Annotated in this window: 16 protein-coding genes; 5 read left to right on the forward strand and 11 right to left on the reverse strand. The window is 44.2% G+C overall.

The genetic code is table 11. From position 1 onward, the window contains the following. Positions 1-82: 82 nt before the first annotated feature. Positions 83-442 (forward strand): VOC family protein, encoded by a 360-nt coding sequence (locus tag JN178_RS06505; protein WP_202264601.1) that lies wholly within the window; start codon positions 83-85, stop codon positions 440-442. Positions 443-481: 39 nt separating this feature from the next. On the opposite strand, the gene asd is transcribed toward JN178_RS06505, so the two are convergent. Beyond that, entirely contained in the window at positions 482-1,606 is a 1,125-nt protein-coding gene (asd, locus tag JN178_RS06510; RefSeq protein ID WP_202264603.1) for an aspartate-semialdehyde dehydrogenase, read from the reverse strand. Between the two features lie 312 nt (positions 1,607-1,918). Between asd and JN178_RS06515 the strand changes: the two genes are divergently transcribed. Further along, the gene (locus tag JN178_RS06515; protein WP_202264605.1) at positions 1,919-2,719 is read left to right on the forward strand and encodes an SDR family NAD(P)-dependent oxidoreductase; all 801 of its coding nucleotides are present in this window, start codon (positions 1,919-1,921) and stop codon (positions 2,717-2,719) included. Between the two features lie 7 nt (positions 2,720-2,726). Here the strand turns inward: JN178_RS06515 and JN178_RS06520 are convergent, their stop codons facing one another. Next, entirely contained in the window at positions 2,727-3,641 is a 915-nt protein-coding gene (locus JN178_RS06520; RefSeq protein WP_202265944.1) for a LysR family transcriptional regulator, read from the reverse strand. A 233-nt stretch (positions 3,642-3,874) separates the two neighbouring features. On the opposite strand from JN178_RS06520, the gene JN178_RS06525 reads away from it, so the two are divergent. Further along, positions 3,875-4,294 (forward strand): CBS domain-containing protein, encoded by a 420-nt coding sequence (locus JN178_RS06525; RefSeq protein WP_159623057.1) that lies wholly within the window; start codon positions 3,875-3,877, stop codon positions 4,292-4,294. A gap of 87 nt (positions 4,295-4,381) precedes the next feature. Here JN178_RS06525 and JN178_RS06530 read toward each other — a convergent pair whose 3' ends face one another. Continuing rightward, positions 4,382-7,423 (reverse strand): efflux RND transporter permease subunit, encoded by a 3,042-nt coding sequence (locus JN178_RS06530; protein WP_202264607.1) that lies wholly within the window; start codon positions 7,421-7,423, stop codon positions 4,382-4,384. Positions 7,424-7,426: 3 nt separating this feature from the next. Beyond that, entirely contained in the window at positions 7,427-8,494 is a 1,068-nt protein-coding gene (locus JN178_RS06535) for an efflux RND transporter periplasmic adaptor subunit (protein ID WP_202265946.1), read from the reverse strand. Between the two features lie 185 nt (positions 8,495-8,679). Between JN178_RS06535 and JN178_RS06540 the strand changes: the two genes are divergently transcribed. Then, positions 8,680-9,294: a TetR/AcrR family transcriptional regulator gene (locus JN178_RS06540; protein ID WP_202264609.1), complete on the forward strand. Its 615-nt coding sequence runs from the start codon at positions 8,680-8,682 to the stop codon at positions 9,292-9,294. A gap of 445 nt (positions 9,295-9,739) precedes the next feature. Further along, on the forward strand, positions 9,740-11,824 hold the full coding sequence (locus JN178_RS06545) for a TonB-dependent receptor (RefSeq protein ID WP_202264610.1): 2,085 nt from the start codon (positions 9,740-9,742) through the stop codon (positions 11,822-11,824). Positions 11,825-11,915: 91 nt separating this feature from the next. On the opposite strand, the gene JN178_RS06550 is transcribed toward JN178_RS06545, so the two are convergent. From JN178_RS06550 to JN178_RS06580, 7 genes are all read right to left on the reverse strand, one after another. After that, positions 11,916-12,404 (reverse strand): GNAT family N-acetyltransferase, encoded by a 489-nt coding sequence (locus JN178_RS06550; RefSeq protein WP_202264612.1) that lies wholly within the window; start codon positions 12,402-12,404, stop codon positions 11,916-11,918. 146 nt (positions 12,405-12,550) lie between these two features. Further along, positions 12,551-15,727, reverse strand: coding sequence for an efflux RND transporter permease subunit (locus JN178_RS06555; RefSeq protein WP_202264614.1), 3,177 nt, complete (start codon positions 15,725-15,727; stop codon positions 12,551-12,553). Between the two features lie 10 nt (positions 15,728-15,737). After that, entirely contained in the window at positions 15,738-16,886 is a 1,149-nt protein-coding gene (locus JN178_RS06560) for an efflux RND transporter periplasmic adaptor subunit (RefSeq protein WP_202264616.1), read from the reverse strand. Between the two features lie 125 nt (positions 16,887-17,011). Beyond that, the gene (locus JN178_RS06565; protein WP_202264618.1) at positions 17,012-18,115 is read right to left on the reverse strand and encodes a GGDEF domain-containing protein; all 1,104 of its coding nucleotides are present in this window, start codon (positions 18,113-18,115) and stop codon (positions 17,012-17,014) included. 3 nt (positions 18,116-18,118) lie between these two features. After that, positions 18,119-18,736, reverse strand: coding sequence for a PqiC family protein (locus tag JN178_RS06570; RefSeq protein WP_202264620.1), 618 nt, complete (start codon positions 18,734-18,736; stop codon positions 18,119-18,121). A gap of 55 nt (positions 18,737-18,791) precedes the next feature. Next, entirely contained in the window at positions 18,792-20,447 is a 1,656-nt protein-coding gene (pqiB, locus tag JN178_RS06575; RefSeq protein ID WP_202264622.1) for an intermembrane transport protein PqiB, read from the reverse strand. Further along, positions 20,444-21,586, reverse strand: coding sequence for a paraquat-inducible protein A (locus JN178_RS06580; protein WP_202264624.1), 1,143 nt, complete (start codon positions 21,584-21,586; stop codon positions 20,444-20,446). Before JN178_RS06580 ends, pqiB begins: the two co-directional genes overlap by 4 nt. Positions 21,587-21,601 lie beyond the last annotated feature (15 nt).

Consider the following 21,601-nt stretch of genomic DNA (forward strand, 5'->3'; position numbering starts at 1 on the left):
AAATCACCGTTTTTGGTGCTTGGTAATTTGCTTCAGATACGCTATTTTTGAAACGTGGATTGAATCAATCAAAGGATGTGTCATGGAAGAAAACGTAAAGCTTAACTACGTCGAATTTGCATCGCTAAACTTATCCGCGTCAAAACAGTTTTTTAGTGATGTTTTTAACTGGGAGTTTATAGATTACGGCAGTGAATACAGTGCGTTTTCAAATGCGGGCCTCGACGGCGGAATATTTTCAAGTGACAGGGTTACACAAGCGCAAAACGGTGCACCGCTGTTGGTATTTTACTCTGCAAATATTAGCAACACTCAAGCTAAGGTTGAGCAGGCTGGTGGCATTATCTGTAAGCCGATTTTCTCATTTCCAGGCGGTTGTCGTTTCCATTTTATCGAGCCAGGCGGTAATGAACTAGCGGTGTGGTCAGAGTCTGATAACTAGCATAAAAAACGCCCCATGTCTGGGGCGTTTTGCTGAGTATTAAGCTTGTTCTAGAACAATTCTGAGCATTCTGCGAAGCGGTTCAGCGGCACCCCAAAGTAGTTGGTCGCCCACAGTAAACGCCGAAATATATTCAGGCCCCATGGTCAGTTTGCGAATTCTACCTACAGGAATAGACAAGGTCCCAGTTACTTTTGCTGGAGTAAGCTCTTGCATAGTGGCGTCGCGGTCATTGGGCACGACTTTCACCCAATCATTATGCTGGGCTAGGATTTGCTCTATTTCCGTTACACTTAAGTCTTTTTTCAGCTTTAAGGTAATGGCTTGGCTGTGACAACGCATAGCACCTACACGTACACAAATACCATCAATAGGTACTTCACCCCTTGATGTGCCTAAAATCTTGTTAGCTTCTGCCTGTGCTTTCCACTCTTCGCGGCTTTGACCAGAAGGAAGCTGCGAATCGATGTAAGGAATAAGACTGCCTGCTAATGGCACGCCAAACTGGTCACTTGGATATTCGTTACTGCGAATAAATTCGGCAACTTGTTGGTCAATGTCTAAAATGGCCGTAGCCGGATCATCAATTTTATCTTTCACGTTGCTGTGGATAGCACCCATTTGGCTTATCAGCTCGCGCATGTGTTTTGCACCAGAGCCCGACGCTGCTTGATAGGTCATAGGTGATGCCCACTCGACAAGATCTTTCTCAAACAAGCCGCCAAGCGCCAGTAGCATAAGTGAAACAGTGCAGTTACCGCCGACATACGTGCGTATGCCGTTTGCCATGCCGTTATCAATTTCTTTTCGATTTACTGGGTCGAGTATAATAACGGCGTCGTCTTTCATACGCAGGGCTGATGCTGCATCTATCCAGTAGCCTTTCCAGCCCGTCGCGCGCAAATCGGCGTAAACCGCTTTGGTGTAGTCTCCACCTTGGCAGGTAATAATAATATCTTGTTTTGATAGTGCGTCGATATCGAACGCATCTTCAAGTACACCAGCATCTTTGCCTGCAAAATCTGGTGCTGCACTACCTTTTTGAGAGGTAGTGAAAAAGGTGGGCTCAATGTGCGCAAAATCCTGCTCTTCTTGCATGCGCTGCATTAATACTGAGCCAACCATACCGCGCCAGCCCACTAGACCTACTTTTTGTTGTGACATTAAACTGAGAACCCTTGTTTCTAAAATGATAAGCAAGCAAGTAATTTAGTTAATTACCTGCACAATACCTGTCGTTTTTATATTTATCTTTGCAGTCTAAGCCTAATTCTGTGCAGTGGCTAGGTGGTTTTTATAAATATTCCTTTCTCGATATAAGTAAATTTTTGAATCGGTTTCAGTTTATAGATTCCGTTGATACTGATTCAAAAATTATGAACATTATCTGTTTAGCAACACCTTGTTACCATGCTCTATATTCACTTGGTTCTATGCGGCTCATTAAAAGCAGCAAAACACAGCTTAGGTATTGTTATGAAAACCGTTTTAATTACTGGCGCAACAGATGGAATTGGCTTTGAAACCGCGAAAATGTTCTTACAGCGGGGCCTTGAGGTTATTATACATGGGCGCAGCAAAGTAAAGTTAGCAAGTGTAAAAAAGTCACTATTAAGTACTTATCCAAAAGCAAACGTCGATACGCTTTGCGCAGACTTGTCGAGTTTCGATGAGGTAAGGGCACTTGTTGATACAGTGAATAACCGTTACGAGCGTATCGATGTAGTAATAAATAACGCGGGTGTATTTAATATTGCAAACTCGCTAACGCAATCAGGGTTAGACGTGCGTTTCATGGTAAATACTATCGCCCCTTATATGCTCACTCTAGGTGTATTGAAGCGTATTCCCCCGTCTGGCCGTGTGGTAAATGTATCTTCTGCTGCTCAAGCGGCCGTGAATTTTGACGCGCTACGAGGAGAGGTACTTTTATCCGATGCGCAGGCTTATGCACAAAGTAAATTGGCTATTACCATGTGGACAATGTCTCTTGGTGAACGCCACGCACAGAGTGGGCCGCGTTTTGTCTCGGTTAACCCCAAGTCGCTTCTTGGCAGTAAAATGGTGAAAGAAGCATACGGAATAGCCGGCGGCGATTTAAAACTGGGGGCAAGCATATTCGTTGACGCAGCTCTCTCTTCACAATTTGAGAATGTCTGTGGAGAGTATTTCGATAACGATCATGGCGTTTTTGCAACACCACATCAATTTGCGATGAGCGCAGATAACCGCCAGCAGCTTATTAATACCATTGAAGCGATAATCGCGAAAAACTAGCGCGTGATTATTGAATCATACCGATAAGCTTTTTATCCCAATAAGGTGTGCCGCTAAAACGCTCTGCAAGAAAATCAATGAATGCGCGCACCTTTGGGGCGAGCAGCCTATTACTGGGATACACGGCCCAAAGGGCACAGTCTGTTGCGACGGGATAGTCTTTTAATACCTGCACCAGTTCACCACGAGCTATATTTTCATAGCTACACCATGTCGCAGTAAGTGTAAGACCGCAGCCTGCCACGCAGGCATCTCGCACGGCTTCACCGTTGTCCATGCGGACCCGGCTTTTAGTCTTTATAGAGGTAACGCTGTTACCTGTTTTGAATTCCCAAACGTCAAGCGCTGGCAAGTTGACCGCCATATGCTCTTTCAGGTCATTTGGCGTTTTAGGTTCTCCGTGTTTCTTTAGGTACTCTGGCGAGGCAACAATAATGCGCTTATCGTCAGTCAGTTTTTTCGCATGCAGGTTAGAGTCTTTAAGTTCTGCATCTCGAATGGCCACGTCAAAACCACCATCTACAACGTCTAAAATGCTGTCACTAAAACGAAAATCGATATTCAGTTTTGGGTACTTAGCCAAAAACTCATGTATGGCTGGTACAAGGTGCATGCGCCCAAACGACGCTGGAGCGGTGACTCTTAGTGTACCCTGAGGCGTTCGCGCGCCAGTACCAACGGCTGCTTGGGCCGTTTCTATGCTGTCTAGCACTTCTTGAGCATGGGGTAAAAATAACTGCCCTTCATCGGTTAACGACACTTTGCGTGTTGTACGATGCACAAGCCTTACACCCAATGTATCTTCAAGCTTACCAATGTGTGCGCTAGCCACCGCAGGAGATATGTTAAGCTCTCGCCCTGCAAGACTAATATTTGAAGTGCTCGCAATGCGCACAAAGAGCTTTAGGTGCTCAATATTCATAAGTGTTTTCAACATGCTCTACATAATTCCTTACGTTATAACCCAATTTTCATTGATAAAACACCTAATATTCTGGTTGTGATGCAAACGACTCACTTTCATTAAGCCTTTATTAAAGGGCTTATAAAAGCGATGTACTTGCGTTTTGAGTTTCACATTTCTATGCTCATCAAAAAGGCTTTTTCTCGTAAGCAGTGGCCTAATAATGGCAAACCATAAGAGTGGGGTAGGTGATGGGTGTTGCTAACATCATGTCTAAACGCGTAGTCAGTGTTCATATGGATGACAGCTTGCAGTCGCTCAGAGAACTATTTGCCGCGACTGGGTTTCATCATCTCGTCGTAGTGCATGATAACGAGCTCAAAGGTATTATTTCAGATCGTGATTTGATGAAAGCAGTCAGTCCTTTTGTAGATACCATTAGTGAGCGAATGTTGGACCGGGCGACGTTGGACAAGAAAGCGCATCAAATAATGACACGAGAGGTCATTACACTTGAGCCTCACGATACTATTGTGACTGCAATCGAGCTGTTTAATAGTAACAAAATTTCATGTATCCCAATTGTAGACGATAAAAATCGACCTGTAGGCATGGTGTCTTGGCGTGATGTAATGCAGTTTATGCAGCAGCGAGTGCAGTCGAAACGGTAGAGAATGACCGATAACAAATAGAAAGCGTGACCTTTACAGAAACAGCTTTAGTAAAGGTCACTCTCTTTTCGCTTGCTAAAAGCGAGGTTAATAGTTGCGATAACTGGCTTTAAACATCAAGCTATAGAGGACCGGTACTGCAATTAGGGTTAGCACTGTCGCAAAGGCAAGTCCGCCCATAATGGTCACCGCCATGTCGGCAAAGAACGCATCAAACAGCAGCGGCGCCATGCCAAGTATGGTAGTAACAGCCGCTAACGCCACAGGACGAACACGACTTAACGTTGCTTCAACAATGGCCTTGTGAATAACCAGCCCTTCTTCAATTTGAAGGTCGATTTCTTCGATAAGTACGATGGCGTTTTTAATGAGCATGCCAAACAGGCTCAAGAAACCCAGTAAAGACATAAAACCAAACGGCATGTCGGTTGACAATAATCCAGTCACCACACCCACAATTGCCATGGGTACCACAAGCCAGATGATAAGGGGCTGACGTGCATGACCAAAAAGCAAAACAGAGATAATGAACATTACTAGGAAGCCTGCTGGCAGGCCTGCTCCTAGCGCCTGTTGCGCTTCGCTAGAGCTTTCAAATTCACCACCCCATTCAAGTGAATAGCCCGGCGGTAAGGTAATACCTTCGATAACAGGTCGAATACGCGCAAGGGCTTTTGCAGCCGTTTCATTTTCGCCCGGTTCAGCTTCAACGGTTATGGTGCGCACGCGATCTTTTCTGTGAATGCGCATTTCTTCAGTCATGAGCTCCAGGCCTTGTGATACCTGCGTAAATGGGATGTATTGTCGCTGTTGTGTAGACCAGACCTGCGATTCGCGAATAGACTGAAGCTCGCTATCATCGCTATTACCCATTTTTGCAATAATGCTATACGCATAATCGCCGTCCTGAACCGTGCCTAAACGTACGCCACTACTTGCGTATTGTACGGTTTGGCTAAAGTCAGAATGCGAAACCCCTGCAATACCTGCATTGTAGTTATCGTACTGCGTATTAATAGCAAAGCCTTTTTCACGCCAGTTGTGACGTATATCAATGACTTGTCCGTCCTCAAACAGTAGCGTTTTTGCTTGTTCGGCGAGGGTGCGTAGTACCTCGGTATCTGGGCCAGAAAAACGCGCTTCTAACTTCGCGCCTGCACCTGGACCAAACTGCATACGCTCCATGTAAAAATTAGCGTCTAGATCTAGACTATTGAGTCTGCCAGACAACGCTTGTTGTATTGCTGGAATGTTTTCAAGCGCGTTAGCTCGTACCATAAAAAACGCATAGTTTTCATTCGCACTTTTCGGCGCGTAGGTCAGGGTAAAACGGTCTGCTCCCTGACCGATGAACGTTGTCACAGCTGTTACATTGTCTAACTCGAGAATACGCTGTTCCGCTTCTTTGGCGATAGCTTCCGTTGCGCGAATATCCCGGTCTTGCGGCCCCCAATAATGCACAAAAAACAACGGCGCGTTTGAAGGAGGGAAGAACCCTTGCTTCACCATGCCAAAGCTGCCATAAGCCACTACAGTAATAAGCACCAACATACCAATAGTTACCCAGCGAAGCTTCAATGCACCAACGAGCGCATTTTTAAACCAGCGTTGCATCAATGAAGGTGAAGAATCAGAGGCTTGGCTCATGCCTTTTTTATAGAATTGCGCACCTAACACGGGAACCAATGTCACGGCCAATACCCAGCTAATCATCAGTGACACCAACACCACGGCGAATAATGAGTAAAGAAATTCGCCAGTTGCATCGTTAGACAAACCAATGCCCGAGAAGGCAGCAATACCGATTACCGTGGCGCCAAGTAGCGGCCACTGCGTGCGCTTTACAATAAAGCTGGCTGCTTCTTTGGCCGTAGCGCCTGTCGCCATTCTTAGCATCATACCTTCGGCAACAACAATAGCGTTGTCAACCAACATTCCCATGGCAATGACCATGGCACCTAATGAAATGCGCTGTAGTTGAATATCCATTAGCCACATTATTAAAATGGTGCCTAATACCGTCACAAGCAATACACTGCCAACGACAATACCTGAGCGCCACCCCATGAATAAACACAGAGTGAGAGTTACGACTGCTACCGACATAACGAGGTTATTGATAAAGCCATCAACCGACTCATCAACCACTGCGGCTTGATCGTAAATAGGTGTCAGAGTTATCCCAATAGGGAGTTGTTTTAATAGCGCATCGACTTTGGCATTAACACGGTTACCAACATCTACAATGTTCACATCGGTTAGGGCAGAAACACTTAGCGTTAATGCTTCCTCACCATTGTAGCGGACTAAAATAGGTTGAATATCCGCGGGTTCAAGTTTTAATGTCGCAACATCCGCAACGCGAATGGAACGGTTGGTACCTGGAACCACCAATGACAGATTTGATATTTCTTCTAGTCTGTCAGGCGCGCGTTCAACGACAATACGCACATTTTTTTCATCAACTTTTACCCGACCACCATTAAACGGACGAAGATTGTCTTGAAACAGTGAGGCGAGGTCGGGAAATGAAATTCCCAAGCCAGCAAGTTGATAGGGATTAATGTAGGCAACAATTTGTTCTTTTTGAACACCGGTAACATTGACTTTAGCGACACCTTCCGTAGTCAGTAGATCACGGCGAATAATGCGGGCAAATTCGCGAAGTTCTCTCGTGTCGAAATCAGGAGCGCTCAGCGCATAATACAAGCCATAGACATCGCCAAAATCGTCAAATACCACAGGCTCTTGTGCACCTGCTGGTAACGACGGTGTAGTATCGCGAAGGCGCTTTCTTAACTCGTCCCAAATTTGAGGCAGTAAATGGCTATCGTAGGTACTTTTGACCTCGACGGTAATTTCAGAACGACCCGGCGAAGAAACAGAAGTGACTTCTTTTAATTGTGGCATTTGTTGAATAGCAATTTCCAATCGCTCAGTGACTTCCCGCTCAACTTTTTCAGCACTTGCACCAGGGTAGGATGTGTACACTTTTACCTGCTTAATAGTAAAGGCTGGGTCTTCAAGTCGGCCAATTTTAGTCATTGCCAGCATGCCACCAAGCAGCAGTATAACGACCATTAGCCATACGTTGACGGGTTTATCTATGGAATAACGTGCAATATCCATAAACTACTTCTCTCCCTTGTAAGGAAGCACTTTCATACCGTTTCGCATTTGCGCAGCGCCTGCAGCCACTACTTGCTGACCCAACTGCACATTGCCTTCAATAATGGCAAGATTGTTTTCGATATGTTTCACACTAATTGATTGCTTTGAAACCTGTTGGGTTTTGTCGTCGTAAAGCCAAACCGCGAAACCGTTGTTCTCATCGCCAACTAGCGCTTTTACAGGTACAACTACGCCATCTGGATACAGCGTCCCTTGCAAGCTCACTTTAACCACGGCGCGCGCACCTGGGGTTAGCGGTAATTCATCTCTTGGTGCCATCGCAAACACGACTTCATAAGTTTGCGATACAGGGTCAGGTTGCGTTGAGTGCTCAACGTATTGAACGGGGTACCACTGACGTCTATTAGTGGCGAGTGTGGCACTGGCTTCTTTTATGCCTCTGCCAATATTGGCAGTAAGCAAACGCTCGGGCACATTAATATTGAAATAAATTTTTGATACATCTTGCAAGCGCGCAATTGCGGTACCTGATTTTACAAAACTGTTATTTTCTACCAGTCGCTGAGATACCTTGGCGTCAAAGGGAGCGTATAACTCTGTGTAGCTAAGATCTTGTTCAGCGTTTTTTAAATCGATTACCGCTAACTCGTATGATGTCATGGCTGAATCAAGCGCACTTTGTGCCACCAGCTTTTGGGCAAACATTTTTTCAATGCGATCAAGTTCTCTTTTAGCTTGCTCTAAGCGCGTTTTTGACTGTTCCACTCGTCTCTCAAAAGGTTTTCTATCAATTGAGGCTAGTAGCGTGCCTTTGGTGATATCACTGCCTGTCACCAAGTCAGTTTGTGTTAAGCGGCCCGACACTTCAAAACTAAGGTCAACGGTTTTTACCGCAGATACCACAGCGGGAAAGGTAAACTCATCAAAGTTAGGGATGGTTTCTATTGCGGCTAACTTGACGTATCGAGGTGTATTTTCCGTCTGTTCAACGGTTTTTTCAGACATACAAGCAGTAAGCGTAATTGCACTGAAGACGCTCAACATGAGCACAAGAGGAAATCGTTTCATGGACATGGGCGTATGTAATCCATTAGTAAAGTGAAAATAGTATTGATAGTAAACGCATTAGGCATTTGATAACGGCGACGTCATAAATGTCTAAAGTAAACTGGTGAGTGCATTTTAATGTGCGCGCTTTGAAAAGTAAACTGTTCGGTGTAAAATGGCGGGCAAGATAAATACGAGTACCTTTTATGACGAGCAATACGCGAACGCGCAGTGACTTGAAACGAGAAGCTATTATTCAGGCTGCTACGCAGGCTTTTCAGGAATATGGCGTGAATGGCACGAGTATGGATAAACTGGCAGAACTGGCCAATGTATCAAAGCGTACTGTGTATAATCACTTTTCGACAAAAGATGAGTTGGTCATGTACTTGGTCACACAGCAGTGGCAAAGTGCTATTTTAAACGTCACCACGCGGTATGACAGTGCAATAGCACTAGATGAACAATTACGTGATCTTATCTTGCAAGACATTGAGTTTATGGCCAGCGAAACCCATCTTGAACTTGCGCGCGTAGCTATAGGCCACTTCTTTTACGAGCCAGAAAAGCTTAAAGATGAAGTTGCTCAACTCAAGGCACAAGAAACCGCAATGCATCGTTGGTTAAAAGATGCCAAAGCAGACGGCAAAATGCGTTTCGACGAATTAGACAGGGTAGTTGAAGAGATTGACAGCTTAGTAAAGGGCCAGTGTTTTTGGCCGCAGTTGTTTAAAATTGAAGATGCCCTAAGCGACAAGGACAAACAGCGTGTCGCAGACAATACCGCAGCACTCATCCTGTGCCGCTATGCAATTTCCTAATGTGTTTGACCTTCGCTATTAAAACGTAAGGCAAAGGTCGACCCGCTTAACTCACATCTCTATATCTAAACTCACTCACAGCGCTTAAGAGCGCAATATAAAGGCTTTTTCCTTTCACAATGCGTCATCATAACGGCTTGAGTTGTGTGCGAGTCGTTGCGCGTTTTTCTGTAAACCGCCACTTTTAACCATATATTGTCTTTTTATACGCGTATTTATTGCGCAATAAAGTAAAAATAAAAACAACATTCAAAAAAACTTACTTTGCCTCTCGTCAACAGCTTCATTTTTCTATATCATCTCAACCGAAAATGACAACGATTCTTATTAGCACTTAACTTGTTGGGTAAAACGCCAGCTTTTCAGAGCACTAGTTCTCTATGCTATTTGCCACTTTGCCGTTTACCCAAAATATAAGACCTGTTTGAACACACGGAGATAGACATTGAAATTTAAACTTACGAGTATCGCTACGGCAGTATTGTTAAGCCCAGTTGCGCTGGCAGTTGATGTAGAAGATATCGAAAGAGTAACGATTAATGGTCAGTACCTTTCTGTAAACCAATCAAACTCAATCAAGAGCCCCACGCCAATTATTGATGTACCACAAAGTTTATCAATTATGACGGCTGAAGAGATTACAGCTCGTGGTATTACCAGCATTGGTCAGATCATTGATTACACACCAGGTGTAAACACGTCACAGGGTGAAGGTCACCGTGACTCTGTTGTGTTTCGTGGTGTGCGTTCAACAGCAGATTTCTATCTAGATGGTAACCGAGACGACGTTCAATACTACCGTGCACTCTACAATGTAGAGCAGGTGGAAATTTTGCGTGGTCCAAACGCGTTGCTTTTCGGCCGTGGTGGTACAGGGGGTATTTTAAACCGCGTATCTAAGAAAGCGAAAACCGGCGAGCAGTTTGTAAATTACAATGTATCTGCCAATACCTTTGGCGCTTACAACCTGCAATTAGACACCAATATTGATACGGGTGATGGATCAGCAGTTCGTATTAACGCTATGTACGAAAGTTTAGAAAATCACCGTGATTTTTACGATGGCGACCGTTATGGCTTCAACCCTACAGCACGCTTAGAACTTAGCGATAATACTATTGTTGATTTGTCTTACGAGTATATTGATCACGAGCGTTTTATTGACCGTGGTATTCCAACAGGTGCCAATGGCGAGCCAGTTGAAGCGTTTGAGGATATTGTGTTTGGCGATCCGGAAAATAACTACCAAACACTTGATGCTGACGTATTTCGCGCGAACCTTCAGCACAGATTTTCAGACAACTTGAAAGGTAACTTCAACGCATTTTACGGCGATTACGACAAAGTTTACGCAAACTTTTACGCTGCTGATTTCGATGCTCAAACCAATATTGCTACGCTAGATGGTTACATTGATACTACACAGCGTGAAAACCTGATTTTATCGGCTAACTTGGTAGGTGAGTTTGAAACGGGTAGTTTTGAGCATACCGTTATCTTTGGTGGTGAAGTTATCAACACTAAGTCTAACCAAGATCGTTTCAATCCAGTATTTGATTCAACTGGCAACGATAAAGAGCGTTTTGCGGTAGAGCGCCCATTAAGCTTTAGAGGCCTTACAGGGACTAATGCGGACGGTGAGACAGTAACAACCTCATTCTCAGCGCTTAACGATGATACCCATGTAGACTTGGACGTTTACTCTTTCTACGTACAAGACGAAATTGCTTTGTCAGATAACTTTGATGTAGTTATCGGCGCGCGTTTCGATAGCTTCGATATTGAAGTGTTCGATGCACGTCCGGCGGTGTTAGAAACACGTAATCGCAAAGACGAAGAAGTATCACCACGTGCTGGTCTTGTCTACAAACCACAAGAGAATATCTCAATTTATGCAAGCTACAGCGAGTCGTTCTTACCGCGAAGTGGTGAGCAATACGCCAATATCAATGGCGATGCTAACCAACTAGACCCAGATACGTTCACTAACCAAGAAATTGGTGTGAAATGGGATTTTGCGCAAGGCTTAAGCTTCACTGCAGCAATTTTTGAAAATGAGCAAAAATCACTAGATAACGATCCAAACGATCCAGAAGGTTTTGTAGAAGTAGACTCTGACGTATCGGGTTTTGAACTTCAATTCCAAGGCAACCTGACTGACAAATGGTACATTACTGCTAATTACAGCAACCTAGACGGCGAAAATGCTGATGGTGTTGAACTGCGTGAATTACCAGAAAATACATTGTCGGTATGGACAACGTATCAGGTTAATGATCTATTCGGTTTTGGTTTAGGTGCAACGTATCAAGACGAAAGCTATATTCTAACGGCAGAAAACTCGCCAGTATTGCCTAGCTACACCCGTGTAGACGCATCGGCATACTATGACTTAAGCGACAAAATGCGTTTGCAGCTTAACATTGAAAACCTAACTGATACGCTGTACTTCCCGAACGCACACTCTCGACATCAAGCTACAGTAGGTGCGCCTATTAATGCACGACTGTCGCTGGTAGGTTCGTTTTAATATCTGCAATGTAGATAGTTTATAGACGTAAAAAAGCCATTCGCTTGCGAATGGCTTTTTTGTTGGTCATGGGCATGAGCCTTAACTGAAATTACCCGTTGTTGGCAAAATCAATCAACGTCTGTCCGTCCATTCTATAACCCAGCCATTCGCTTTTGGGTTTAGCGCCAAGCGAGTTGTAAAAATCTATTGCTGGCTTGTTCCAATCTAATACGCTCCATTCAAAGCGTCCGCAGTTGTTATCTACTGCAATTTTAGCAAGGTGTTGTAGCAGTGCCTTACCAGCACCTTGACCTCGTGAAGAGGGTGATACATACAAGTCTTCTAAGTACAGGCCATTTCTACCTTGCCACGTAGAATAATTGAAAAAGTAAACCGCAAATCCAATTGCCTGGCCGCTATTTTCGCAAATAACACAATGCGCTGTTGCGCCTTCGCCAAATAGCGTGTTGTGCAAATCAGCTTCTGTCGCTTCAACCTCATGCTCTGCTTTTTCATAAATAGCTAACTCTAAAATGAACTGGCGAATTTGCGTTATATCGTCGCTGGTGGCTTTTCTAATCGTTAACGTGTCAGTCATAAAAGGTCCAATAGTTGTTTTTCGAAAGGGTAGGGGTTTTAGCTCTAGAAGTCTAATGAAAGAAGGTTCAAACCATTTTCGTTCTTGCAAAAAAAAATCGGCCGTGTAATAAGGCCGATTTTCAAAGGTAATACGAACAGGCTTTATTAATCTATGCCTGACTGGGTTTGTGGCGCACCCATTGGGTCGCTTGCACTATCGTTGTAAGGCGCTTTTTTACGTGACGTTAGTTTGCTTTTGACAAACGAGAATGGCCCCGCTAAATCAAGCAAAATAAGGTACAAGCACGGTACTAGTATCAAAGTCACCAAGGTAGCATAAAGTACTGCAAAACCAAGTGCAGCCGCCATTGGTATAACAAACGCGGCTTGTAGGCTCGTTTCAAACAAGATGGGTAATACACCCGCAAACGTTGTAATAGACGTTAGGGTAATGGCCCTAAAGCGTGCTGTGCCTGCTTCAACCACTGCCTCTCTAACGCTATAGCCTTGTGCACGGCGCTGGTTCACAAAGTCCGTCATAACCAGTGAGTCGTTAATCACAACACCAGCCGCAGCTATGAGCCCGAATGTCGACATCATTGATAAGTCTAATCCTAGGAAGTAGTGCCCCCAGATAGCACCCGTTAGGCTAAATGGAATAACCGACATGATTATCAGTGGCTGTCCATAGCTTTTTAGTGGTACAGCTAGAAGGATGTATACCATTATCATTGCAGCAACAAAAAACAGGAATTGCTCGTTTTGTTGCGCCTGCTGCTCTTCAATATCGCCACCGAGTTCTGTCATGACAGAAGGGAACGACTCCTTAAGCTGAGGTAATAGCTTTTCTCTAATTTCAGTTACGACTTCGTTTGGCTCAACCTTTTCTTCGTCAATGTTGCCCCAAATGTAAACGCTGCGATAACCACCTTCTCGGCGGATATAGCTAATACCTGGCTTTTCTTCAAGCGCCACGACATCACCCAGCATGACTTCTTCGCCTTGCGGCGTTTTAATCAGTGTGTATTTAAGGTCTGCAAAACGTTCACGGGTAAGTTCAGGGTAGCGTACCATTACGCGCACTTCTTCACCGTTTCGGATGACGCGCTGCGCTTCACCACCATAGAAACCCGCACCCACTTGTGACGCAATATTTGAAAGCGTAAGGCCCAAGTCATACGCCACTGGAAGCAAAGTCATTTGCACTTCTTTGCTTGGTGGGTCAATGGTTGAACTTACGTCAAATAATCCGTCTTGCTGCTGCAGCATTTCAATAAATTTAAGGCCTGCTGCGTTAAGCGTATCAATATCTGGACCAAACAACAGGTAACCAAATTCACCGTCATCGCCATTGCCGTTTACATCATCAATAACCGTAAACGATTTCATCCCTGAAATTTCAGGAATAGCTTCACGCCAACGACGAGCGAGTTCGAAGGTGTCGATAGGACGGTCTTCTTCATTCACTAGCGGCGCTAAAATACGGCCTTCAGTGCGCTCATCGTTAAATGCAAGTCGGTCGCGGATCATGCCTGTACCAAATTCGTCGACAATATCTTGCTCTACTTTCAAGATAGTCTGCTCAACAATTTTAAGCGCAGTAATGGTTGCTTCATCTGACACGTTTTCGTTCATTTCAATACGAACACTTGGGAAATCGTGTGGCACTTTAGGGTTGGGCACCATACGCACATAGTTAGCATTGATAAGACCAAAACTTAGCATAAGCAGTGCAATAAACATCATTAGTACTGCCCAGCGCCATTCAATTGCTCGCTCAACGGTACGCTTGTATGGGCCGTTTACGAACTTAAAAAAGTTCTTGTTAAAACGCGAACGCCAACTGGTCGGTTTAACTGGTGAAAAGCGCGTATGCGCCAAATGCGCAGGCAAAATAAGCTTCGACTCAATCAAACTGAACGCCAAGCACAAAATAACAACCACAGAAATGTTGTAGAAGAAGGCACCTTCAGGGCCGCTGCTTAAAGTAAATGGCGCAAATACTGCGATAGTGGTCAATACGCCAAACGTTGCAGGTGTAGCAACCCGTTTCGCTCCGCGAATAACATTATCAATACCGCCGCCCTTACTCTCAATTTCAGTGTAGGCGCTTTCCCCTATAACAATGGCATCATCTACCACAATACCTAATACCATGATAAATGCGAACAGCGACAGAATGTTAATACTCACACCAAATAACGGCATCATCATCATTGCGCCTAAAAAGCATACGGGTAAGCCAATCATTACCCACAACGCAAGCCTAAAGCGCAAGAAAAGCGTTAGCATGAAGGCAACGAGCACAGAACCCTGCATAAGGTTAGACAGCATCATGTCTAAACGCGCATTGAGGTAATAGGTCATATCAACCAATACTTCTAAGCTAATGCCTTGTGGTAGCTTTTCATTTTTCTGCTCGATGTAGGCTTTTACTGTTTCCGCTACCGGAATGGTGTCTTGCGATTTTGTCGCTTTTACTGCGATGTAAATCGCGTTCATGCCGTTGTATTTGAAATACCGCTCGCCTTCTACAAACCCATCGTTAATGTACGCAACATCACCAAGGGTTACTTTAGCGCCAGCATTGCCTATTTTGATAGGGATTTGTCTGAACTCGTCACCGTTGTAATACTGGTTTTCAACTCGAACAGAAACAATACCTGAATTAGTGCGTAGTTGGCCGGCAGAGATATTCGCAGAATAGCTGTTAATCGCTTGGGTAATATCAGAAATATTGATGCCGTATTTACGCAACGTATCGGGTTTAATTTCTATCGCTATTTCATCGCTTGGTGCCGACACTTGTACCAGTGAGATAGAGCCAAGCTGTAGCAGTTCATCCTCAACTTCTTTTGCCAATAATTTGAGTTCAGAAAGGGGAAGGTCGCCCACCAATGGCATTTCAATCACTTGTTGCTGAAACTCAACTTGTGAAACGTTAACTGGCTCCATACCCGCTGGGAAGGTTGCGATACTGTCAACGCGAAGTTTTACCTTATCCAATACGTCAGTAAGTTCAGCTTTGGTGTCAACTTCAAGTGTAACCGCACCGCCGCCACGTCTAGCGCGCGATACTGTACGTTTTATCTCAGTAACGTCTTTCAGTGCTTCTTCTACCTTAATGAAGATACTTTCTTCAATTTCTTGAGGCGAAGCGCCTGGGTAAGTAGCTTCAACGTTAATATAGTTGATTTCGATGTTGGGAAACATCTGACGTTGAATGGTGAGGTAGCTTACAATGCCCATAATGATGATAAAAATCATCATTAAGTTTGCGGCAACTGAGTTGCGCGCAAACCAAGAGATAATGCCGTGTTGAGTGTCGTTGTGGTTTTCCATGACAGCGCCCTTAGTTTGTTTGTGCTGTCACAAGGTCAGACGAATTCTCAATAACTTTTACCGCCATACCGTTTTGTGGGTATTCAGGCAGCGTCATCACCACCTTACTAGCGTTAAACTCACCTTGAATTAAAAAGTCACCGTTTTCTTCACGAATTACTTTAACCTTGTGGGAGGTCAATTTGTTGTCCTCATCGAGGGTCCATAGTTTGCGATTGGTCACAAGCTCTTGAGGCACGCGATAAACGTCACTCAGGGTTTTACCTTCAAATGAAATTGTGCTGTATGAACCAAACTTAACAATGGGTTTGGTTGTGTTGATGGCGTATGGATCTTCAATACGCGCCACAAAATAGCTCATGCGAGTATTGTTATCGATAACACCCGTATCACGATGAATAGTGCCTTTAACCGTTGCGCCTTGTACGTCATCGACTTCAATAGCGATATCGCTACCTATTGTATTGTCGGCAAGAAACAGTCTGTCAAATCCGGCAACAGGGAAGGTAATTTCGGCGTACTCAATGTTGTTGAGCACTGCAACAGGGCTGCCTTGGGTTACATAGTCACCCGTACTTATATTACGCGACACTATCAGTGCGTCGTAAGGGGCTTTAACTTTACAATTATCAAGATCTCGCTTGGCAATTTTTAGTTGCGCTTCAGCCGATTTAACACCCGCTTGCGCACTCATTACTTGCGGTTTACGTAGGTACAGGTCGGTTACACGAGCATCAGGCATGGTTTTCGCTTCTCTCGCTGCTACATCAGCCTGCGCTTCCTCTTGAATGAGTTGCGCTTTGGCACTAGCCAAATTAGCTTCTGCCAATAGCAAAGCCGCCTCGTAGGCATCTTGCTCGATTGAGAAAAGAGTTTCACCGCGGCGCACCAAGCCGCCTGATACAAATTTAGGGTTCCAGCTTTCAACTTCGCCCGATACTTGGGCAGCCAAATTAGTGGTTTCTAGGGGCGTAATTTCACCATATGAAGTTAACCTTACGCGCACATCCTCTGGAGAAAGCGATTCAATGGTAACGGTTGGGCGAGTGTCTACTTCCTCTTTAATTGCAGAGTCTGACGCAGAGGCCTCTATACCTTTCATCCCCAGGTAACCAGCAATAAAGACACCGACTGGCAGTGCAATTCTCATCCATTTCATAACCAATTCTACTTTAGTATCAAAATCAGGCTACAGTGTAGCGCTAAACTGTTTCAAAGATATAGTGCAAATGTAACGAAACATGAGTCAATTTTGTGTAAAGAGTGATAAAGGAAAAGGTAAAACTAAGACTGGTTTTCCAGTGAAGAGAAAGCGCTTACTTTGTTTCTGCCCGTATCCTTAGCGTGATAGAGGGCTTTATCCGCTTGTTTGATGGCGAAGGCGACGGTATTTGTAAGATTAACTTCACACACACCAAAGCTACTACTTACGTGCATTTCAACGTCATTGATTCGCAGTGGTGTAGTGTTTAATTTCTTTCTAATAAGCTCAAGTGCCTTGAGTGCCTCAGCTTCATTGGTCTCGGGAAAAATAAACATAAATTCTTCACCGCCCCAGCGTGCCAGTATGTCTTGCCCGCGAATGCGAGAAGTAAATAAGTTTGAAATTTGTTTCAATACTTCGTCGCCCTGTTCATGACCTAACGTATCATTAATGCTTTTAAAGCGGTCAATATCAGCGATAGCAATAGAGAAAGACGTTTTATTGCGCTGCAGCCGGGCGTACTCCCTTTCAAGACACTGCTGGGCACCGCGTCTATTGAGTAGCTTTGTGAGATGATCGTGATTCGCCTGGCGCTCGAATTGTTCTTTCAAATGAAGCGCCGTGTCGTAGCTTTTTTGTCGACTGTATTCATAAAAGGCAGAAAGAAACGAAACCGTTAAAAATGAATAGAGCAGTCGTGACTTAAATGCATAGGTATAACTGGTTAGTAGTAAAACATCGCTCAAAGCGAAAAGTATTACGGCGCTTACTACCGTATAGGCCAATAGCGCTAACAACCCTCTTTTGAAACCTGCAAAAAACATTGTTACAGGTGGCACCAGGTATATCCACAACGGCCCTGTATTGTCTTTTCCGCCTGTAATAAGGAGCAAAAGAGTTAGTACCATCAAGCACGAAATTAACAGTGTGATAGAAGCTGTTCGTGCTTTGGCCGACTTAAAACGAACTTGTAATTGTTGCGAAACGGCAAAAATCGTACTGGCGATAAGTAACGTAATTGCCAATGACAGTTCTTGAGCAAACAGGGCACGCATACCTAATAAAAAGGTAATAGACATGCCAACGGCAGCGAATAAGTTTACAACGACTATTCGCCGGTTAGTTTCATCTCTATAACGGTGACTTACACCACTGTAAACGTATTGCTTGATGCGACTTAGCATAACCTAGTCAATTTTACCTACTTCGATTGCGATTGTTTCAGCCAACTTATCAATGGCATGTCTCATGGCATCAATACTTGCTGAAAAGCCATCATTTTCTAAATCAGTGCGTAGATCAAACGTGAAATGCGTTAATTCATCCAGTGACGACGTAATAACATAGTCGCCAGTGAAGGTGACCTCACCCTTATGGGTGCTAACAAAATCGGTTACATGCAGCGAAATGTGTATGGCAGCCTTACCGTCGTAGTGGTCGGCGCGTAGAAGTTTAACATTGCGGGTTGCTAGCGCTTGTTTTAGCGACTTAGTCAAACCTTCTTCAACGGGCTCTGCCCATAAATGTTTGGTCGAAATATGCAAATTGGTGTCACTGGTTTGATAAACCAAACCACGGTGCTTCAAATATTCAGGCAATGTGATTCTGTCAATGATCACTAATTTGGCAGTCGTTGGGTACGTTTCACTCATTGCGCCTGAAGACGGTGAGTGTAATAGGTAGTAGGTTAATGAACTGGGCGTGCCGCTACACGCCATCAAACTGAAAATAGTGATGCACAACAGGCCCCATTTATTAAATTTAGCGCCCTTAAAGCGGGGTACTGTAATTCGCTTGAGTATCATGTTCGTTATTCCTTTTCTCAAATCATGTGCAATACAGCTCAAATTAGCCTGCACGTTATTCTTCTCGCTTGGCTTTTGGCTGAATATCAGCGCCATCATCTTGAGAGAAAATCAAACTATTCGGAGATTCATTCAACTTCAGCAACAAGGGTTGCATGTTGCGCATGGTTTCTTGCAAAGCGTCGACGGTTTCTTTAATTTCAGACTGGTTAAAGCCGCCTTCGCTGTAATTCTTCAGTAAACCGTCCAAACTAACTAGCACTTGGTTTAGGTTGGCATTTAGTGCTTTCGCATCAATATCTGCAATAAGTAGATCAAAGTCGTTACTTGCAGTCTCGACAGACTCTGCTGCCAATTTCATGTCTTCTACTGCCAACTGCACATTTTCAACCATTTCTTTTAGAGGAAGTTGATTGATTTTGTCTAAAATAGCATCTGCTTTTTGGGTTAACTGTGTGAATTCATTACTCACAGTAGGGATCACTTCATAACCATTTATAACGTCAATTTTTGTGTTCCCGGTATGTTCAGGAAAGTGCTGTAAGTCCACATAAAGGCCGCCAGTAAGTATATTGCCCATACGCAAAGAGGCGCGCAAATCGCGTTCAAGCCAGTTGCGTATTGTTTGTTTGATTGCCTTTAAGCCTTCTTCAGTGTCAGGTTGTCGCGCTTTACCCGGGTAAATGTTAATCAGTACAGGAATAGGGTAGTCCTGTTGAAGTATGTTCCCTTCAACAGCGGGAAATGAGTTAATCGCGGTTACATAACCAATTTCGATGCCGCGATATTCGACTGGTGCGCCTACCGTGAGACCTCGTACACTTTCATCGATAAGCAATAAATACTCTGCGGCTACTTTAAAACGCGCATCTGAAGCGGCGCTCTGATCTTCATAAATAGTGAAAAATGCATTTTCTAGTACTTGCTGGCCTTTACTGACGCCTTCTGGAATGCCAAAAGTAATACCATTTGCCAGCAAGGTTTCCAAACTTCCTGTTTGCACACTTACACCACTAGACTCTAAAAGGAGCTTAACGCCACTTACATCCCAAAAGCGTGTGTTTTCGGTAATGAGCTTGTGATAGGGCGCTTCAATAAAGGCATCGTAATAAACAACGCGTTCTTCAATATTAAAGGTAGCATCTTCAAATTCGCCCACTTTAAACCCTTTGTAAATGATAGGGTCGCCGGGTTTGTATGCGAACTCATCGTCACTTTTGAGCATGACATGTAGCCCCGGCGTGCCTGGAGGGGTAACGGGAGGGCGCTCAAGCGCTACAAAATGTAACTTTTCGCTCCCTTTATCGTTTGCTGACATCGCGATGTAGCTACCTGATAGTAGCGTGTTAAGACCTGATACCTCAGAGAAGCTAATGCGCGGAGCCACTACCCAGAAATTGGCGTTTTCGTTAAGAAGATGAGCTGCACTTGCATCAATTCTCGCAGTGACCAACACGCCATTTAAATCAGGTTTTAACGTAATTTTTTTGACCTGACCAATATCCAGATCGCGCACCTTTATAGGGGTTTTATTGACTTCTATACCCGTTGCAGACTTTAACTCGATGGTGATGAGGGGACCTTGGTTTTTCCATTGGTAATACACCATCCAACCGCCGATAATGATCACCAAAAGCGGGATGACCCAAATGCGAGATACGGAGCTGGTCGGTTTCACGGTTGCGTCGCTAACCTGTGCGTTATCGGTCATGGTAATTGCTTCCACTGCTGCCAAATTAGCCGCGAATCAAATGTCATTGCAGCTATCATTGTTACAAATACTACAGCACAAAAGGCTAATGCCGCTTGGCCTGGATAAATTGATAATGTGTTACCCATTTGAATGAGTGCTACTAACACTGCCACCACAAATACATCAATCATTGACCAACGACCAATAGCTTCCGTTATACGGTAGTAGCGAATGCGCAGTTGCTTTGAACTGGTTTTTTGTCGTTGGACTGAAAAATTAAGCCACGCCAAAATCACTATCTTGGCTACGGGTACCACAACACTGGCAATTAAAATCACAATGGCGACGGGATAAGATCCTGACTCCCAGAGTGAAATTACGCCGCCTATAATGGTATTTGGCGTTTCTTGCCCGAAAAGTTCAGTATACATAATTGGCAATACATTGGCAGGTATGTACAAAATACATGCCGTTATAAGCAAAGCCCATGTACGTTGAATACTTTCGCTCGCTTGTGTTTCGCTGAGTGGTTTCGGCGAGGGTGGCACACCTTGACTCAGCCACATTTGGTATCGCGTTACGTCAAATTGACTAATGCACAATGCCGTCAATGCAGAAAAACCAATAAAAGCATAAAAAGACATGCCGATAGCAACATCGGCGAGTTCGGTTATTTTGATTAGGCTCACCAAGGTTCCAACCAAAAATATCTCTGCCATGCTCCAAGGTAACAGTGCTTTTACTAACCGAAATAACCGGTTTAAGTAAAAAGGGCGCTGTCGTTTGATTTGCGCTAATGACAACAAAAATATACCTACAATTACAATGCCTGGAAGCAACACCGTTGCAAGACTTGTAATGATAGCCAGCGACAAATAATCTTGTTCTATCAGTACGGTGATTCCAGTAGGTAGATCGATACTGTGTTTTTGCCCGCTTGCTTTGAAGGTTAAAAAGTTAAATGGCAACGACAGCAGTAAAAATATAAACGCGCTAAATGAATACGCGAGCATTTTTTCACTGGCTTGATTTCTAAATGACACCAGTGTGTGATTGCACACGGGGCAAACCGCCCGCTGACGATGAGAAAGCGATGGAATTTTCACAGAAGTATGGCATTGCTCGCAAACCAGCGTTAGGTTATCTGTGTGTTCCATAAAAATTAGTATGCC

Origin of the sequence: Alteromonas sp. KC3, assembly GCF_016756315.1 — a bacterium.
Taxonomy (GTDB): Bacteria; Pseudomonadota; Gammaproteobacteria; order Enterobacterales; family Alteromonadaceae; genus Alteromonas.

Bases quoted from the DNA above. Each gene is read 5' to 3' on its own strand.
- JN178_RS06505 (WP_202264601.1), top strand. From the start codon at position 83: ATGGAAGAAAACGTAAAGCTTAACTACGTCGAATTTGCATCGCTAAAC.
- asd (WP_202264603.1), bottom strand. From the start codon at position 1,606: ATGTCACAACAAAAAGTAGGTCTAGTGGGCTGGCGCGGTATGGTTGGC.
- JN178_RS06515 (WP_202264605.1), top strand. From the start codon at position 1,919: ATGAAAACCGTTTTAATTACTGGCGCAACAGATGGAATTGGCTTTGAA.
- JN178_RS06520 (WP_202265944.1), bottom strand. From the start codon at position 3,641: ATGAATATTGAGCACCTAAAGCTCTTTGTGCGCATTGCGAGCACTTCA.
- JN178_RS06525 (WP_159623057.1), top strand. From the start codon at position 3,875: ATGGGTGTTGCTAACATCATGTCTAAACGCGTAGTCAGTGTTCATATG.
- JN178_RS06530 (WP_202264607.1), bottom strand. From the start codon at position 7,423: ATGGATATTGCACGTTATTCCATAGATAAACCCGTCAACGTATGGCTA.
- JN178_RS06535 (WP_202265946.1), bottom strand. From the start codon at position 8,494: ATGAAACGATTTCCTCTTGTGCTCATGTTGAGCGTCTTCAGTGCAATT.
- JN178_RS06540 (WP_202264609.1), top strand. From the start codon at position 8,680: ATGACGAGCAATACGCGAACGCGCAGTGACTTGAAACGAGAAGCTATT.
- JN178_RS06550 (WP_202264612.1), bottom strand. From the start codon at position 12,404: ATGACTGACACGTTAACGATTAGAAAAGCCACCAGCGACGATATAACG.
- JN178_RS06555 (WP_202264614.1), bottom strand. From the start codon at position 15,727: ATGGAAAACCACAACGACACTCAACACGGCATTATCTCTTGGTTTGCG.
- JN178_RS06560 (WP_202264616.1), bottom strand. From the start codon at position 16,886: ATGAAATGGATGAGAATTGCACTGCCAGTCGGTGTCTTTATTGCTGGT.
- JN178_RS06565 (WP_202264618.1), bottom strand. From the start codon at position 18,115: ATGCTAAGTCGCATCAAGCAATACGTTTACAGTGGTGTAAGTCACCGT.
- JN178_RS06570 (WP_202264620.1), bottom strand. From the start codon at position 18,736: ATGATACTCAAGCGAATTACAGTACCCCGCTTTAAGGGCGCTAAATTT.
- pqiB (WP_202264622.1), bottom strand. From the start codon at position 20,447: ATGACCGATAACGCACAGGTTAGCGACGCAACCGTGAAACCGACCAGC.
- JN178_RS06580 (WP_202264624.1), bottom strand. From the start codon at position 21,586: ATGGAACACACAGATAACCTAACGCTGGTTTGCGAGCAATGCCATACT.